Annotated in this window: 1 protein-coding gene; it reads left to right on the plus strand. The window is 62.0% G+C overall.

The features are described 5' to 3' along the window. The coding region (locus U862_RS0128955) for an immunoglobulin-like domain-containing protein (protein ID WP_029977918.1) at positions 1-974 on the plus strand (974 nt) is incomplete at both ends.

Consider the following 974-nt stretch of genomic DNA (forward strand, 5'->3'; position numbering starts at 1 on the left):
AACGATGCGTTGAACGGTCACGAGCCGCTGAACAACTCGATCACCAACGTCAGTGGCGGTAACTACGAGAACCTCGTTGCCGACAAAACCCCGGTCAGCACCACCGTCACGGACACCGTGGACACGACAAATCTGTCGCTCAGCGCCACCAACTCGGTCGCCGAGGGCGGTTCGATCACCTACACCGCGACATTGACCAACGCTGCTGGCTCGCCAGTCACCGTGACCCTGTCCAACGGTTCGGTGATCACCATCGAAGCCGGCAAGACCACCGGCACCGTGACTGTCCCAGCGCCAGCCGATGACGTCTACAAAGACGCCGGCAAAGTCGAAGTGACCATCAAGGATGCCGCAGGCGGCAATTTCGAGAACCTGGTGCCAAGCACCGTTCCAGCCGTCACCGACGTCACCGATACCATCGACACCACCTCGGTCAAACTGACTGCAACCGAATCGGCCGCCGAGGGTGGCACCGTCACCTACACCGCGACCGTCGGTGCACCCGTGACCGGTTCGCCTGTGGTCGTGACCCTGGCCAACGGTCAGAACATCACCATTGAAGTCGGCAAGACCACCGGCACCGTCACCACCACCGCGCCGAACGACGCGTTGAACGGTCACGCGCCGCTGACTAACTCGATCACCGGCGTGACGGGCGGCAACTATGAGAATCTGGTGGCCGACAAAACCCCGGTCAGCACCACCGTAACCGACACCGTCGACACCACCAACCTGACGTTGAGCGCGACCGGCACCGTGGCCGAGGGTGGTTCGATCGTCTACACCGCGACCCTGACCAATCCGGCCGGCACCCCGGTGACCGTGACCCTGAGCAACGGTTCGGTCATTACCATTGAAGCGGGCAAAACCACTGGCACCGTGACTGTCCCTGCGCCAGCCGATGACGTCTACAAAGACGCCGGCAAGGTTGAAGTCACGATCAAGGATGCGGCGGGCGGCAATTTCGAGAACCT

It is taken from the genome of Pseudomonas sp. H1h (genome assembly GCF_000633255.1).
GTDB lineage: Bacteria > Pseudomonadota > Gammaproteobacteria > Pseudomonadales > Pseudomonadaceae > Aquipseudomonas.